Genomic DNA, 239 nt, shown 5'->3' with positions numbered 1-239 from the left:
GTCAGCCCCTTCCCGTCACGCGCCGGGGTTCTTGAAGATGCCGCGGTAGTCGGCGATGGCCGGCGCGGCGTCGAGGCGGACCTTCCAGGCGACGCCGTCGACCGTGAAGCCCTCTTCCTGGTCGAGGAACGGCGTCTGGTTGCCGTCGAGATAGCCGATGACGATGCTGTCGACGAAGGCCGAGTTGGCGACGCCGTACCACGCGCTGGCGCTGGCATCGTCGAAGCGAGCGTCGTCCA

1 pseudogene is annotated in these 239 nt (G+C 68.2%); it reads right to left on the bottom strand.

The window, feature by feature from the left end:
- Positions 1–15: 15 nt before the first annotated feature.
- Positions 16–239: pseudogene (locus SB719_RS22390) on the bottom strand (peptidase); the annotation flags it as partial.

It is taken from the genome of Pantoea sp. SIMBA_079, assembly GCF_046940275.1.
GTDB lineage: Bacteria > Pseudomonadota > Gammaproteobacteria > Enterobacterales > Enterobacteriaceae > Pantoea > Pantoea borealis.
The sequence above is the reverse complement of the archived record's forward strand: the minus strand, read 5'-3'. Positions and strand labels throughout refer to the sequence as shown.